The organism is Testudinibacter sp. P27/CKL/0425 (genome assembly GCF_052931395.1).
This window is the reverse complement of record NZ_CM128801.1, coordinates 2,094,932-2,110,728: the sequence shown is the minus strand read 5'-3', so window position 1 is coordinate 2,110,728 and position 15,797 is coordinate 2,094,932. Positions and strand designations below refer to the sequence as shown.

General features: G+C 46.6%; 13 protein-coding genes and 2 tRNA genes. 14 read left to right on the top strand and 1 reads right to left on the bottom strand.

Annotated features, from left to right (window positions below; all coding sequences use genetic code 11):
• Positions 1–112 precede the first annotated feature (112 nt).
• Positions 113–1,480, top strand: coding sequence for a UDP-N-acetylmuramate:L-alanyl-gamma-D-glutamyl-meso-diaminopimelate ligase (gene mpl / locus ACUHGC_RS10510; RefSeq protein ID WP_446833254.1), 1,368 nt, complete (start codon positions 113–115; stop codon positions 1,478–1,480).
• 221 nt (positions 1,481–1,701) lie between these two features.
• Positions 1,702–1,911, top strand: a complete 210-nt coding sequence (locus tag ACUHGC_RS10505) for a cold-shock protein (protein ID WP_431051478.1) — start codon at positions 1,702–1,704, stop codon at positions 1,909–1,911.
• A 135-nt stretch (positions 1,912–2,046) separates the two neighbouring features.
• On the opposite strand, the gene ACUHGC_RS10500 is transcribed toward ACUHGC_RS10505, so the two are convergent.
• Positions 2,047–2,123: transfer RNA gene (locus tag ACUHGC_RS10500), tRNA-Met, on the bottom strand.
• A gap of 244 nt (positions 2,124–2,367) precedes the next feature.
• On the opposite strand from ACUHGC_RS10500, the gene mltA reads away from it, so the two are divergent.
• The 12 genes from mltA (at position 2,368) to ACUHGC_RS10440 (ending at position 15,652) form a co-directional block, all read left to right on the top strand.
• The gene (gene mltA / locus ACUHGC_RS10495; protein WP_446833253.1) at positions 2,368–3,465 is read left to right on the top strand and encodes a murein transglycosylase A; all 1,098 of its coding nucleotides are present in this window, start codon (positions 2,368–2,370) and stop codon (positions 3,463–3,465) included.
• A gap of 6 nt (positions 3,466–3,471) precedes the next feature.
• On the top strand, positions 3,472–4,245 hold the full coding sequence (gene tcdA, locus ACUHGC_RS10490) for a tRNA cyclic N6-threonylcarbamoyladenosine(37) synthase TcdA (RefSeq protein WP_446833252.1): 774 nt from the start codon (positions 3,472–3,474) through the stop codon (positions 4,243–4,245).
• A gap of 43 nt (positions 4,246–4,288) precedes the next feature.
• Entirely contained in the window at positions 4,289–5,221 is a 933-nt protein-coding gene (gene znuA / locus ACUHGC_RS10485) for a zinc ABC transporter substrate-binding protein ZnuA (protein WP_446834890.1), read from the top strand.
• A 104-nt stretch (positions 5,222–5,325) separates the two neighbouring features.
• Complete coding sequence (locus ACUHGC_RS10480; protein WP_446833251.1) at positions 5,326–7,269, top strand: transglycosylase SLT domain-containing protein; 1,944 nt, start codon at positions 5,326–5,328, stop codon at positions 7,267–7,269.
• A 34-nt stretch (positions 7,270–7,303) separates the two neighbouring features.
• Positions 7,304–7,585 (top strand): trp operon repressor, encoded by a 282-nt coding sequence (gene trpR / locus ACUHGC_RS10475; RefSeq protein WP_446833250.1) that lies wholly within the window; start codon positions 7,304–7,306, stop codon positions 7,583–7,585.
• Between the two features lie 6 nt (positions 7,586–7,591).
• Positions 7,592–8,353, top strand: a complete 762-nt coding sequence (gene mtgA, locus ACUHGC_RS10470) for a monofunctional biosynthetic peptidoglycan transglycosylase (RefSeq protein WP_446834889.1) — start codon at positions 7,592–7,594, stop codon at positions 8,351–8,353.
• Between the two features lie 89 nt (positions 8,354–8,442).
• On the top strand, positions 8,443–10,383 hold the full coding sequence (locus ACUHGC_RS10465) for an LTA synthase family protein (RefSeq protein WP_446833249.1): 1,941 nt from the start codon (positions 8,443–8,445) through the stop codon (positions 10,381–10,383).
• A 100-nt stretch (positions 10,384–10,483) separates the two neighbouring features.
• Positions 10,484–12,439 carry a DNA topoisomerase III gene (locus ACUHGC_RS10460; RefSeq protein WP_446833248.1) on the top strand — a complete coding sequence of 652 codons (1,956 nt, stop codon included), beginning with the start codon at positions 10,484–10,486 and terminating at the stop codon, positions 12,437–12,439.
• A 154-nt stretch (positions 12,440–12,593) separates the two neighbouring features.
• On the top strand, positions 12,594–12,944 hold the full coding sequence (gene secG, locus ACUHGC_RS10455; RefSeq protein WP_446833247.1) for a preprotein translocase subunit SecG: 351 nt from the start codon (positions 12,594–12,596) through the stop codon (positions 12,942–12,944).
• A 9-nt stretch (positions 12,945–12,953) separates the two neighbouring features.
• Positions 12,954–13,039 (top strand) — tRNA-Leu (locus ACUHGC_RS10450).
• A 281-nt stretch (positions 13,040–13,320) separates the two neighbouring features.
• On the top strand, positions 13,321–14,574 hold the full coding sequence (locus tag ACUHGC_RS10445) for a tyrosine-type recombinase/integrase (protein WP_446833246.1): 1,254 nt from the start codon (positions 13,321–13,323) through the stop codon (positions 14,572–14,574).
• A 115-nt stretch (positions 14,575–14,689) separates the two neighbouring features.
• Positions 14,690–15,652 carry a hypothetical protein gene (locus ACUHGC_RS10440; protein ID WP_446833245.1) on the top strand — a complete coding sequence of 321 codons (963 nt, stop codon included), beginning with the start codon at positions 14,690–14,692 and terminating at the stop codon, positions 15,650–15,652.
• Positions 15,653–15,797 lie beyond the last annotated feature (145 nt).

The window sequence follows — 15,797 nt, the reverse complement described above, 5'->3', positions numbered from 1 at the left end:
AGCAAATTTTCTTGTACTTGATATTATAGCAGTCATTTCTTGCGCCCGTTGTCGACAGGTTGCAAGTTGTGATCTCAAGCACAATTTTAATTGATTAAAGAGCGGTTAAAGCATGACGAAACAACAACATATTCATATCTTAGGCATTTGCGGCACATTTATGGGCGGCGTGGCGATTATCGCGCGGCAAATGGGATACAAAGTCACCGGTTCGGACGTGAACGTTTATCCGCCGATGAGCACCTTTTTGCAAAAGAGCGGTATTGAGATTATTCCGAACTACGATCCGACGCAATTAACCCCGCAACCGGATATGGTGATTATCGGCAATGCGATGAAACGCGGCAATCCGTGCGTGGAATATGTGTTGGATAACGCGATCCCGTATACATCCGGGCCTCAATGGTTGCATGATAATTTATTGCGCCAGCGCAAAGTGTTGGCGGTATCCGGCACGCACGGCAAAACCACCACCAGCAGCATTTTGGCATGGATTTTGGCGGATAACGGCTTGAATCCGGGATTTTTGATCGGCGGCGTCACCGGCAATTTCGCCACCTCGGCACAATTGGGCGACAGCCCTTATTTTGTGATCGAAGCCGACGAATACGACACCGCCTTTTTCGACAAGCGTTCCAAATTTGTACATTACAACCCGAATACCTTGATTATTAACAATATCGGCTTTGATCATGCGGATATTTTTGACGATCTGGCGGCGATCCAACGGCAATTCCACCACATGATTCGGATTATCCCGCAATCAGGCTTGGTGTTGTCGGTGAAAGACGATGCCACGGTGAAACAGACGCTGGAAATGGGCTGCTGGAGCGAACAGCAACATCTCGGCGAAAGCGAAGAGTGGTTTGCACAAAAAATTTCTCAAGACAGCAGCCATTTTGCCGTGTATCACCGCCAACAAAAAGCTGCGGAAGTGCGCTGGGATGTCTTCGGCGAACACAATATGCACAACGCGTTAATGGCAATTGCCGCGGCTTATCGTGCCGGCGTCTCGATTGAAAATGCCGCCGCGTCTCTCAGCCGCTTTGTCAACACCAACCGCCGCTTGGAAGTGAAGGGCAAAGTGAAAGAGATTACCGTGTATGACGATTTCGCCCACCATCCGGCGGAAATTACAGCTACGGTCGGCGCATTGCGTGATCGCGTGGGCGGCGCAAAACGGATTTTAGCCGTGCTCGAACCGCGCTCCAACACCATGAAAATGGGCTTGCACAAAAACGAGCTGGCGGCGTCGCTGGTGAAATCGGATTATGTATTTTTATTACAGCCCGACAATATTCCGTGGGAAGTGGCGGAAATTGCTGAAAAATCGACGGTGCCGACAAAATGGAGCGGCAATATTGATTTATTAATCGAATTGATTATTGCCGAAGCACAGCCGAACGATCATATTCTCATTATGAGTAACGGCAGTTTTGACGGTATTCACCAAAAATTACTAGATAGATTATCGGCATAGGTCAAAAATAAGCTGTAATAATGTGACCTTTTTCACAGAATTAACATTAAAACGCTAGATTTTTGAAATATAGAAAATAAAACGTGTAATTTCCGATGTATGTTGGTACTATTCTACCGCTCTTTGAGTAGCAGAGATTTACCAGGTCATGAAAATCAAACTTTTTTGGTCGTAGTGTTGTAAGGTAAGATTTTTTTAATTATTTATTTAGGATGTAAGCGATGTCGCAAGCAAAAGGAACCGTAAAATGGTTTAACGAAACTAAAGGTTTTGGTTTTTTACAAGTTGAAGGTGGCGAAGACGTATTCGTACATTTCTCAGCAATCCAAAGTGAAGGGTTTCGTACTTTAAAAGAAGGCCAAGCAGTGCTTTTCAATATTGTTGATGATCAACGTGGTAAAAAAGCTGAAAACGTAACAGTTGTTGCTTAATTGAGCTGAACTTATCGAATTCTTAAAAAGCCGTCTTAAAGACGGCTTTTTTATCGGTTATAATTTGTGCATCAGCAAAATTTGTGTTGGTTTTTCTAACATAAAAAAGCACCTCGAAAGGTGCTTTTAGGAATCTGGTTGCGGGGGCTGGATTTGAACCAACGACCTTCGGGTTATGAGCCCGACGAGCTACCAAGCTGCTCCACCCCGCGTCTGTGAGTGGCGTACTATACGCTTTTTTTAAGAGAACACAAGTCGATTTGATAAATTTTTTTTCAAGCGCTCAAAAAGAGCGCGGTTTGATTTTATTTTCAGCAAAAGCCAGCTTGCAATGGCGATTTTTTATTCTTTCCAACAAACTGCGTCAGCCTCTATATTTTTTGTCCTTTTTTTGCTAAGGTATTCGCCCTTGAGGTAACGCCTTTCCCTAGTTAGACAGAGATACAGACACATTTTATGAAATTTCATTTTAAACTCGGTGTAGCAATTGCTACGGTTCTTTTTTTATCCGCTTGCGGCTCATCCTCGAATAAAACCGGCAGCGTGCAAGATGAGCGAGCAATGCGTGAGAAACTTGGTGCGGTTTATCAAGGGCGTAGTTACGTTAGCCTGAGTCAATATTGGCTGCCGGTGTCGCGGGTGGCAAGTAACGACAGCGTGCTGAATCAGGGCGATTTTTTAACCCAATTATCCGAAGTGCGCCGTTATTCGACCAGTTTGCTGAATCGCCATGCCGGAACTTACGGCAAAATCACCAATTGGGTGCTTGCCGGCGGCGATGTCAGCCAATTAGCGGATTTTGGATTGAACTTTAGACAATTGAGCGGCGAAGACGGTTATCAAAACGTCTTGATGACCGGTTACTACATTCCGGTTTTCCACGGCAGCGCGGCTAAAAATAGCCGTTATCAGCATCCGGTTTATGCGTTGCCTAAAAATAAACGCTACAGCCGCGCACAGATCTACTCCGGAGCGTTGAACGGGCAGGGCTTGGAATTGGCGTATAGCACGATGTATGACGTGTTTGCGATGGGCGTGCAGGGCAGTGGCTTTATGGATATGGGAAATGGGCGCTTAACCCATTTTGCCTACGGCGGACAAAACGGGCATTCGTATACCGCAGTCGGGCGTTTGTTGGTTGAAGACGGCGAAATCCCGAAAGAAAAAATGTCGATGCAAGCGATTAAAGAGTGGGGCGAACGTAACCCTGCGCGCTTCCAAAGCCTGTTAGAGCGCAACGCCTCTTATGTTTATTTTAAAGTCGATCCGACCGATAAGCCGAAAGGGGCGGCGGGCGTGCCTTTAATCGCGCTCTCTTCGATTGCCGTTGATAGACGGATTATTCCGCTCGGCAGCATTTTATTGGTGGAAATGCCGCAGCTCGATAGCCGCGGTAACTGGACAGGCAGACACGATTTGCGTTTAGTGGTGGCGCTGGACGTGGGCGGCGCAATTAAAGGACAGCATTTCGATCTGTATCAGGGCATTGGCGACAAAGCCGGTGAAACCGCCGGATTCTTAAAACACTACGGACGATCTTGGATTTTAAATTAACGATAAATGGAACGGATTGATAATTATGAGCGCCGCTTCGGCGGCATTGCGCGTTTGTACGGACAACAGGAGTTGTCCGTTTTAACTGCTGCGCATATCTGTGTGATCGGTATCGGCGGTGTCGGCTCTTGGGCGGTAGAGGCATTGGCGCGTAGCGGGGTCGGCAAAATCACCCTGATTGATATGGACGACATCTGCGTCACCAATGTGAATCGCCAACTGCACGCCCTGAGTGACACGATTGGCGCATTGAAAACCGAGACCATGCAAGCGCGGATTGCGCAGATTAATCCGCAATGTGAAGTGCGGATCATTGATGATTTTCTCAGTACTGAGAATCTTGCCGACTATATTCAACCGCACTTTGATTATGTGATTGACGCAATTGACAACGTGAAAGTCAAAGCGGCGCTGATTGCCTATTGCAAACGCAATAAAATCAAAATAATCACCACCGGCGGTGCCGGCGGGCAGACCGATCCGACGCAGATCCAAATTGCGGATTTGAGCCGCACCATTCAAGATCCGCTCGCCGCCAAAGTGCGGTCGTTGCTGCGCAAAAATTACCATTTTAGCCAAAACCCAAAACGAAAATTTGGGGTCGAGTGTGTTTTTTCGACCCAACCGCTTATCTTCCCGAAAATGGAAGGTGATTGCCGTTTGTCCGCAACCATGAATTGTGCGAATGGTTTCGGCGCGGCAACCATGGTGACCGCAACCTTCGGTTTTTTTGCAGTCGCCAGAGTGTTGGAGAAGCTGTTGCAATCTTCGGCAAAATAATCGGGGGCTTATCCCCATTCAAAACAAGGAAAAAAGCATGAAAATAATAAATAAACCATTGGCAGGCGTGCTCCTCTCAACTATTGCCTACACTGCCCAGGCAGATATTATCACCACGGTAAAACCACTCGGTTTTATTGCTGCGGCGGTTGCCGACGGCGTGACGCCGACTCAAGTTCTGCTGCCGACCGGCGCATCACCGCATGATTACAACCTGCGCCCGTCGGATCTGCAACGTTTACAAAAAGCCGATCTGGTGGTGTGGATTGGCGCGGACATGGAAACCTTTCTCAGCAAAAGTATCGGGCGCTTGAAAGCCGGCAGTGTGCTGCAGATCGACAAAATGGAAAATATTCAACAGTTGCTGGGCGAGGCGTTGCACGTTCATGACGACCACGACCACGACGGTCCGCCGGAACATCAACATGATGACCATGAGCACGAACATGGAGGATTGCAAACCGATTGGCACGTTTGGTTTTCTAGCGACATCAGCGGAAAAATCGCCGAACAGATTGCGCAACGCTTAACGGCAAAATATCCGAATAAAGCGGAGCGAATCACCGCGAATTTGCAGGCGTTCCAACAAGGGATTGCGGCTAAACATCAGCAGCTGAAAACCCAGTTAGATCCGATTAAACAGCGCGGCTACTATGTTTTCCATGATGCCTACGGCTATTTTGAACGCCAATACGGCTTGAATCACCTTGGCGCTTTCACTATTAATCCGGCAGTCGCACCGGGGGCGAAAACATTGAATGAGATTAAAGCCGACATCAGCGCCAATCATGCGCAATGTCTGTTTGCCGAGCCGCAATTCACGCCACGCCTGCTGGAAACATTGCATAAAAACACCGGCGTTAAATTGGGCGTGCTGGATCCGATGGGCGAAAAAATCGCGGTTAGTAAAACTGCTTATACCGAGTATTTGCAATCGTTGGCGGATAGCTTTTCGCAATGCTTAACCCAAAAATAATTTAAACTTTTTACACGATTAAACGGTCTAACACCTTGTACTATTACAAGGTGTTTTTTTATGCCTCTTGTGGGGCAGTTTGGTTGGAGATTGTCGGAGCGAAAATGAAAAAGTTACTGATCAGCATGATATTGAGCGCATTCAGCCTACCATTGGCGGCGGAATATTCGTTAACACAGCAGCGCGAAATATATCGCAAAGCGGAAATGTTATTGCCGTTGTCGGCGGAAAAAAATAATTTTGCAGTGGTAGATCGATTGATAGCGCAACTGAATGATTACCCGTTGCTGCCATATTTGCAATATCAGCGTTTGGTGAGTGACAGTGAGCAATTGAGCGCTGAAAAAATTGATGCGTTTGCCCGGCGTTATCCGGAGCTGGCGCAAAGCCGCAATCTTAACCGCACTTGGTATCAAACCTTACAAAAACGTGGCGATTGGCAAGGTGTGCTGCAATTCAGCCAAACACCGCCAACCGATTTGATCTCGCGTTGCATCTATTTTTCGGCACAAGCCAGGACGGTGGAGGACAAAACCGCACTTTGGCAAGCGGTCGGCGAAACTTGGCTAAACGGCAATTCGCTGCCGTCGGCGTGTGATGATATTTTTAACTTATGGCAAGCGGCAGGGCAGCAGAGCGCAGAGCAAGTGCGGCACGCGCTGCTGGCGTTTGAGCGCGGCAGCGACGGTTTGTTGCGTCACTTGCGCAATCAAAGTGCGGATATTGTGTTGAGCGGCTGGCTGGAGAGTTTGGTTGAATTGCGCAATAGTCCGCTAACGTTGCGTCTGTTTGTGCAAACCGCCGCCATCGACGCACCGAATGCCAAAATTGTCGATCACAGCTTTGCGCGTTATATTCAGCAACTGCCTGAAAACCAATTTGATCCGCAAGACCCGTTCGCCGCATATCACGAATGGGCGGCACGTTTCGGTTTGAATGCCGCTCAAATCCACGCTTGGCGCGCGACCGTGGTGAGCAAATTGTTCGATTCGGATAATCCGCAGATTCAGCGTTGGCGCGATCAACAAGTGACGAATTTAAAGCAAGATACTCTAACCGAACGGCGTATCCGTTTGGCGATTTTGGCGCAAGATAATCTGGACGATTGGCTGAATTTGTTGTCCGACAGTGGCAAAAATCAGCAAGAATGGCGTTTTTGGCGTGCATTTTCCGCCAACAAAAAAGGCGCTAGCACGCAGGCGCAACAACAATGGCACCAGCTGGCGCAAGAGCGTGGATTTTACCCGATGTTGGCAGCAGAGCAGTTAAAACAAGATTACCAACCGCACTTTGCGACCTTGCCTGAGAGTGATAAAGCACAACAGCTAGCAGCGGTGCAGCGCGAATTGAGCCAAATTGAAGAATTTTTGGCGCTCAACCAATATTCGCAGGCGAAACAGGCGTGGTTCGGGTTGTTGGCGAAAAGCGATAAAATACGCCAACTGGCACTGGCGGATTATGCCAATCAAAAACAGTGGTACGATTTCGGCGTGCAGGCAACCATTCAGGCAAAAGCCTGGGATTACTTGGCGCAGCGTTTGCCGCTTGCTTATCCGCTGTGGTTTGAGCTGAACTTGCAACAAAAATGGGTGCCGAGCAGTTTTGCGATGGCGATTGCCCGCCAGGAAAGTGCGTGGGATGTGAATGCGCAATCGCACGCCAATGCGCGCGGTTTAATGCAATTATTGCCGAGCACCGCCAAAGCTACCGCCGATAAATTCGGCTTGCCGTATAACAATGAACGCCAATTATTTAATGCGTTTGATAATATTATGCTTGGTACTCAACATTTACAGGAATTAGCCGATCGCTTCGGTGAGAATCGCATTTTTATCGCCGCCGCCTACAATGTCGGCAGCAGTCGGGTTGATCGTTGGCTGGCTCGTGCCGGCGGGCGGCTGAGCATGGCGGAATTTATCGCCACCATTCCGTTTTATGAAACCCGTGGTTATGTGCAAAATGTGCTGACCTTTGACTATTATTATCGAATGTTATCCAATCAAACGTTAATAAAATTCGCCAAAACCGAAACCGATCGCTTATACTAGTGCGACAGTACAACTAAAACAGACGGGTGTTCAAATGCCGAATATCAAACAACAACAATGGACGGATTTTGTCGAATTATTACGCCGTGCCTTTGCCGACGGGCGGGAAGAGGAATTGCTGACCTTGCTGCTGACTTCTGACGAACGTGACGCAGTGGGCTTGCGGGTGAAAATTGTCGATGAATTGCTGGAAAAAACGCTGTCGCAGCGCGAAATTCAGCAAAAGCTCAACACCAGCGCCGCCACCATTACGCGTGGTTCAAATATGTTGAAAACCATGCCGACTGAATTTGTACAGTGGCTGCAACAGCCTTAAATATTGATGAAGAAAATTCAGAAACGCCGATTGCAGCGCAGCGGTCGTGCGATTTGGCAGCATAGCACTTGGCGCAAAGTGCGGTCGTTCTGTTGCAAATGGGGCTTGCGAGCGCTGCTGTTCGGCTTGGCGCTGACCGCACTTTTGCGTTTTGTGCCGATTCCGTTTTCCGCCTACATGGCACAGCAACAGCTTTCACACTGGGCGCGCTTCGATTTTTCTTATGATCTGAAATATGATTGGGTCAGTTTGGATAACATCAGCTGGCAAATGCAAATGGCGGTGATCGCCGCTGAAGATCAGCGTTTTGATCAACATTTTGGCTTGGATTTTGACGCCATTCAATCGGCGCTGGAGCACAATGCCGAATCGAACCGCACGCGCGGCGGCTCAACCATTTCACAGCAAACCGCAAAAAATCTCTATTTATGGCACGGGCAAAGCTGGCTGCGCAAAGGGATTGAAGTGCCGACCACGCTGTTGCTGGAAACCTTGTGGAATAAAAAGCGCATTTTGGAAGTCTACCTGAATATCGCCGAATTCGGCGACGGTATTTTCGGGGTGGAAGCCGCCGCCCGCCACTATTTCAACAAGTCCGCCGCCCGCTTAAATATCAATGAAGCCGCCTTATTGGCAGCGGTGTTGCCGAACCCGATTTTGTATAAGGTTGACAAACCGTCGGCGAGCGTGCAACGTAAACAACAGTGGATTATCCGTCAGATTAACGCCTTGAGCGGTAAAGGATTTTTAAGCAAATTTGATCAATGAATAATTTGCAAATTAAGCTAAAACTGTAGAACTTTTTTATTCGCCGATACTCTAAGCGGCATCCTGTTTAAAATAATAAAGGCAGTTAAATGGCTAATTTTAAAAAGTTTTTTGGTCCGTTATATCCGATCGTCAGTTTCTTTTTTCTCAATCTGATTATTCTCTCAATTAGCCGTATTTTATTGGCGCTTTGGCAACACGAACGCGTAAGTGCGGTTGACGGCTGGGGCGAACTGCTGCTGCAAGGCGTGCGGATTGATGTGGTGGCGCTGTGCTGGCTATTTGGCTTATTTGCGCTGTTGAGTGTGTTGCTCATTGCCGACAATCCTGTTGGGCGTGCTTATCTTTGGCTGTTGCGCGTGGTGTTAACCGTTGGCAGTGTATTCATTCTGTTTATGGAACTTGCCACGCCGGAATTTATCGCCACCTACGATTTTCGCCCGAATCGGCTGTTTTTAGAATATTTGGTGAACCCGAAAGAAGTGTTCACCATGTTGGCAAACGGACATCTGCCGGCGCTGCTGGCGGTGCCGATCATCACGGTTGTGATCACTTCGATTTATTGGCGTTTGGCGAAAAAAGTCACGGCGAATCTTACGCCATTCCGTTGGCGCTATCGCCCGCTGCTGGCGTTGTTGGTGGCGGCACTGGTGTTTGTCGGTGCACGTTCCAGCTTGCAGCATCGTGGCATCAATCCGTCAATGGTGGCATTTTCCTCTGACGGTTTAGTTAATTCGCTGGTGCTTAATTCGGGTTATTCGGTGTTGTTTGCGCTGCAACAGATGAAAAATGAGGACACCTCGTCGGAAATCTACGGCAAAATGCCGTTTGATGAGGTGATCGACACCCTGAAAATGGCGCGCGGACGTGATGCTTCGGACTATATTAATCCGGAACTGCCGACCTTGACCTATAATGCCGCCAGTTATCAAGGCAAGCCGAAAAATATCGTGATCATTTTACAAGAGAGCCTTGGCGCGCAATTTATCGGTACACTGGGCGGCAAACCGCTTTCACCGCACTTTGATCGGTTGGCGCAACAAGGCTGGCTGTTTGAAAATCTGTATGCCACCGGAACGCGTTCGGTGCGCGGCATTGAAGTCGTCACTAGTGGTTTCACGCCAACACCAGCAAGAGCGGTAGTGAAACTTTCGGGCAGCCAAAACGGCTTTTTCACCATAGCCGAATTGTTGAAAAAGCAGGGCTATCACACCTCCTTTATCTATGGCGGCGAGAAGCATTTTGATAATATGGCGAGCTTTTTCTACGGCAACGGCTTTGAAACCATCATCGACCAAGCGGACTATCCACAGCCGAAATTTGTCGCCACTTGGGGCATGAGCGACGAAGATCTGTTCGATAAAGCCCATGAAAAATTCAGTGAGTGGCAAAAACAGGAACAACCGTTTTTTAGCTTAGTCTTCACCTCAAGCAACCACGATCCGTTTGAATTTCCCGACAATAAAATCGAGCTATTTGAACAGCCGAAACAGACGCGCAACAACGCCGCCAAATATGCCGATTTTGCGTTAGGTTATTTCTTTGACTTGGCGAAAAAATCCGATTATTGGCAAGATACTCTGTTTTTAGTGGTGGCGGATCATGATTCGCGGGTGTCAGGCGCATCGCTGGTGCCGATTAAGCACTTCCACATTCCGGCTTTGATTGTCGGCGAAGGGATTGAAGCGCGTCGTGATCCGCGTTTGGTCAGCCAAATCGATTTGCCGACCACTTTACTGTCGTTGGCTGGTGTGAGTGGCGAATATCCGATGTTGGGTTATGATTTGACCAAAGCCGATAATCCGAACCGTGCACTGATGCAATTTGATAAAAATATGGCGTATATGCAGGGCGATCAAGTGGCGATTTTGCAACCGCAGCTCGTCGCCAAGGGCTTCCGTTATGACAGCAAAACCCAGACGCTGATTGAAGCGGAAGTTGATCCGCAATTGAAGAAAACTGCGCTGGCTTATGCGTTGTGGGGCAGTCAGGCATATAAACAGAAATTACACCGTTCAAGCGACAAATAATCGGCGCGCGGATTAACAGTTGTTTCAACGCGGCAAAGTGCGGTAAGATCGGTTTCTTTACCGCACTTTTGCGTTCAAGATTGCTTTGAAGAACTTTATTATGCGACTGTTTATTGCCGAAAAACCAAGCCTTGGGCGCGCGATTGCCGATGTGCTGCCGAAACCACACCAGCGTGGCGACGGCTTTATCAAGTGCGGTGCAGATGATTATGTTACTTGGTGCATCGGGCATTTACTGGAGCAAGCAGAGCCGGACGCCTATAACCCGATTTTCAAACAGTGGCGTTTGGAACACTTACCGATTGTGCCGGAACAGTGGCAACTCAACCCCAAAAACAGCACCGCCAAACAGCTGAATGTGGTGCTGAAACTGATCAAACAAGCCGATCAATTAATCAATGCAGGCGACCCTGATCGCGAAGGGCAGCTATTAGTCGATGAAGTCTTTAACTATGCCGGGCTGGACGAGAGCAAACGCGGCGCGATTCAGCGCTGCTTAATCAGCGATTTAAACCCAAGTGCGGTCGAAAAAGCGATTCAAAAACTACAGCCGAACCGCGATTTTATTCCTTTGGCAACTTCCGCCTTGGCGCGTGCGCGTGCTGATTGGTTATACGGCATCAATATGACCCGCGCTTACACTATTCGCGGCAGACAAGCGGGCTATAACGGCGTGCTGTCGGTCGGACGGGTGCAAACGCCGGTATTGGGGCTGATCGTACGGCGTGATCTGGAAATTGAACATTTTCAACCGAAAGATTTCTACGAAGTGCAAGCGCACATTCAAACTCACGATCAACCGCAGCAAACCTTTACCGCACTTTGGCAACCGAGCAAGGCGTGCGAGGATTACCAAGACGAAAACGGGCGGGTGCTGTCGCACGCATTGGCGGAAAACGTGGTAAAACGCATAGCGAATCAACCTGCGCAGGTAACACAATATAGCGACACCCAAGAAAAAGAAACCGCACCGCTGCCGTATTCGCTTTCCGCGTTACAGATCGACGCAGGCAAACGCTACGGTTTATCGGCACAGCAAGTGCTCGACATCTGCCAGCGGCTGTACGAAACCCATAAACTGATCACCTATCCGCGTTCCGATTGCCGCTATTTGCCGGAAGAGCATTTTGCAGGGCGAAGTGCGGTACTGAGTGCGATTTCAAGCCACAGCCCTGACTATCAAACCTTGCCGGAGATTGTGAATCCGCAGCAACGCAATCGCTGCTGGAATGACAAAAAAGTGGAAGCGCACCATGCGATTATCCCGACGGCTAACAAAAAACAGACCGCACTTTCGCAGTATGAACAACAGATTTACGACTTAATCGCGCGTCAATATTTAATGCAATTTTGCGCCGATGCCGAATACCGCAAAACCAAAATTTCACTGGAAATTGCCGGCGGGCACTTTTTAGCACAGGCAAGAGGCTTACAAACCGCCGGCTGGAAACAGCTGCTCGGCAAAGATGACCAAGATGAAAACCAACAACCGCCACTGCCGAAAGTGAAAAAAGGCGATAGCTTGCATTGCGAAAAAGGCGAGATTATCAGCAAAAAAACACAGCCGCCGAAGCCGTTTAATGATGCAACCTTGCTGGCAGCAATGACCGGCATCGCGCGTTTCGTACAAGATAAAGAGCTAAAAAAAATCCTGCGTGAAACCGACGGACTGGGTACTGAAGCGACGCGCGCAGGGATTATTGAACTGCTGTTTCGGCGCGGCTTTATCGTCAAGAAAGGGCGTAATATCATCAGCACCGAAGCAGGGCGAATTTTGATCCAAGCCCTGCCGGAAAGTGCCACATTGCCCGACATGACCGCCCATTGGGAATCGCAGCTTGACGGCATCAGCCGAAAACAAGCAAGTTATCAGCAATTTATGCAACAACTGCTGACAACCCTGCCCGAGATGCTACATCAATACAGCTTTCAATCGCTGCGGTTACTAAGTGCGGTTTCATCGCAAGTGAAAGCCAAGCCGGCAGCACGTTCCGCTAAAACGCGCACGACGACAAAGAAAGCGGCGAGTAAAAAGGCAAGTGCAGTACCCGGTTGATTGAAATTAAGTCAGTTAAAGCACATTTCACAAAATAAACTTGCACAGTTTTCAGGCTTTCGCTACTATGCGCAGGCTAAACAAATTACTTTTCGCTTTGCCGATGGCGAGGCGGTACTGCAAAGTACAACATAACCCTTAAGTGTAGAGAATTATGTACGAAATTTTAATTATTGCTTATATTGTGGTCTCCATTGCGTTAATCGGTTTCGTCTTGTTGCAACAAGGCAAAGGCGCAGACATGGGCGCCTCTTTCGGTTCAGGCGCATCAGGCACGATTTTCGGCGCAGCCGGTTCGGCAAACTTCTTATCGCGCAGCACTGCCATTTTGGCGATCCTGTTTTTCATCATCGCCTTGGTTATCGGCAACATCAACACCCATCGCCAAGCACCACAAGGCACGTTTGATGATTTGACCAACGAAGCACAGCAACTGGAACAACAAAATGCCGTTCCGACGCTAGACGTTCCGGCAACTAAACCAAACAGCGATATTCCTCAATAAATTCAAATTGCTCTGGTGGTGGAATTGGTAGACACGCTATCTTGAGGGGGTAGTGTCCATAGGATGTGCGGGTTCAAGTCCCGCCCAGAGCACCAAAAACCAAAAGACTGCATTTTACGCAGTCTTTTTTTATGTTCTTTTTTCTTACGTTTTAATACGCTCACCCCTTGCCACTACTGACTTTAATCCATTTTTCTATTTATTTTCTCTTTCGTCCTGTTACGTCTTAATACGTTGACAGCCAGAAATTTTAGTAGTGCGTTTAGTAGTACATTCTAAAGATACTACTAAAACAGTGAAATTCCGTACTACTAAAATCACGCTAAGGCGTACGCAGTAAAGGCTAGTTAATTTTCACGAGATAAGGGGCATTGGATTGGCACGTTTAACTAAACCGCTTACCACTACGGAGATAAACAATGCAAAAGCAAAGCCAAAAGATTACCGGTTAAGCGATGGCAAAGGGCTGTTTTTATTGGTTAAGTCCAATAATTCTAAGCTATGGCGGTTTAATTATTACAAGCCCTTGAGTGTACCGCCTAAAAGAACCGAGATGAGCTTAGGGAAGTTCCCTGACGTATCACTGCAGCAAGTGCGGGCAATTCGTGGAGAATATTTAGCTTTATTGGCTGAAAATATCGATCCCCAATATCACAAAGAACAGACAGAGCGACAAGAGCAGCAACGAATTATCAACACCTTTAAAGGCGTAGCGGAAAGTTGGAAAGCGAGTAAGCAGGGGAATATAAAGCCACTCACCCTACTGAAGTATTGGGGGATAGTGGAAAGCTATTTAATGCCAAGACTAGCCAATTATCCGATTAGTGAAATTACCCCGGCATTGGCAAAAAGTGCATTAGATGTTCCCTATAAGCAGGGCAGGGCAGAAATGTACCGAAAATCTATAAAGTTGCTTAATGCGATTATGAATCATGCGGTTTATTCGCTTTTCTTAATTCCTACTAATCCATGCCAGAAAATAAGCACTGCATTTGAGCCGCTAAAGCGTGGGAAAAATCCATCTATTAAGCCCGATGAATTGCCAGATTTCTTTGACCGGTTAGAAAATTCAGATACTGACTTATTGACGAAGTATCTTATCCAGTGGCAATTATTAACGATGGTGCGCCCGAATGAAGCCGTTACTGCAGAATGGGCTGATATTGATTTAGATAAAGCGTTATGGACGATTCCCGCTGAAAAAATGAAGCAGACAAAAGCGAACGAAGGCATACCGCACTTAGTGCCCTTGTCTAAGCAAGCAATGCGGCTTTTAGCAAAGATTCAGCGGCTGGATAAACCGTCCCCGTATGTTTTCCCTAGCGTAAGAGCTGTTAGCCGACACATTAACAGCCAGACAGCAAACAAAGCGATTAGGGATAATTTAGGTTATCGGCACCAGCAGACAGCGCACGGATTGAGGAAAGTAGCGAGCACTTATCTGCATGAATTGGGCGTTATGCCTGATGTGATAGAGATGTGTTTAGCGCACACAATCAAAGGCATTAGAGGCGTTTATAATGAAGCGGATTATTTTCCACACCGTAAAAAGGCATTGCAGCAATGGGGCGATTTTGTCGCTAAATGCCAAGTGCAGGCGACAAGTAAGCATTTGCGGATTGTTGTGTGATTCTTGAGAAGATGAGCTAGGCAGTTTGCAAAATTAGTAAATAAATCGAATTAGTGAGGCTAGGAGCGGATTAATTACCCGAGCCGAAAGACAGAAATCTGTAGAGGAAATAAATATGAAAGGTAAGATTTATAAATTTAAAAAATGGCTAACTTTAGAAGATGCAGCAAAAAAATTATCGTTAGAATTAGAAGATGAAATTAGTGTTTCTGATATTTTACAGCTAGCAGTCGATGGGGAATTAAAAATATCCGTATATTTTCCACATGATTGGACTGGTATTGTTTGTGATGTAACCAGTGATCAAAAAAAGGCAAATGCTAGCTATAAAGATGTAATTGGGTTAGAAGGCGAAAGGGTAAGGATTTTCAAATATGAGAAATGTAGTGAGTTTGAATATATAAAGAGATTGGATAAATCATCATTTATAGCAGGTGTTTATGAGCTGAAATTAATAGGTAATGAAAAGCTAGATCTAGAATTTGAATTAAAACAAAGGAAAAGCTTACCTACCGTTGATGTAATAAATCTTAGTGGGTTTTATGTTAAAGATAAAAATGGATTAATAATAGAAAGACAGACAACTGTTTATCGCTATAAAGAAATTCCATTTCAAAGAAAAGAAGTGATTAAAACGGAATTTATCGAGCGGTTACCTGAATTAAATCAATTCCTTGAAGAACAAGGATCTAATAAAAAGGTGACAGAAGATGAAATGCATAAAATATTTAATAAGATTGAAACTAGATGTGATTACCCGACAGAAACCTTTTCTTATCCATGCGCTGGAATTGGTGAAATTGAAGGTGCTTTTTTTGTAATTCAAAGTGAGCATTTAAATGAATTTATAGCAAATTTAGAATGTGAAAAAGAGAAATTTGATCTCAATAATGCTATTTATTTGATTGGCGAAATGATAAGGGCGGTTAAATCTAAGAGAAATCAATGGAGTCAAGGGGCTATTATAGATGAAATTCTACAACAGAGAATTAATGATAGCCAAAAAATAGTAGGCTTAGAGAAGCGAATGATTGAAGATTATTTCTCAGCGGCTAACAAACAATTGAAAGCCAAATAAACCCATAAGCGCCCAAATCAAGGGCGTTTTTTCTTATCTAAAAATCCTTTTTATCAATATGTTATTTTCGTAACGAAAATCATTTTTCGGCTGCGATGACAGATTCACCCTTGATTTTGTTTAATCAAAACCGTTCAAAACGTAA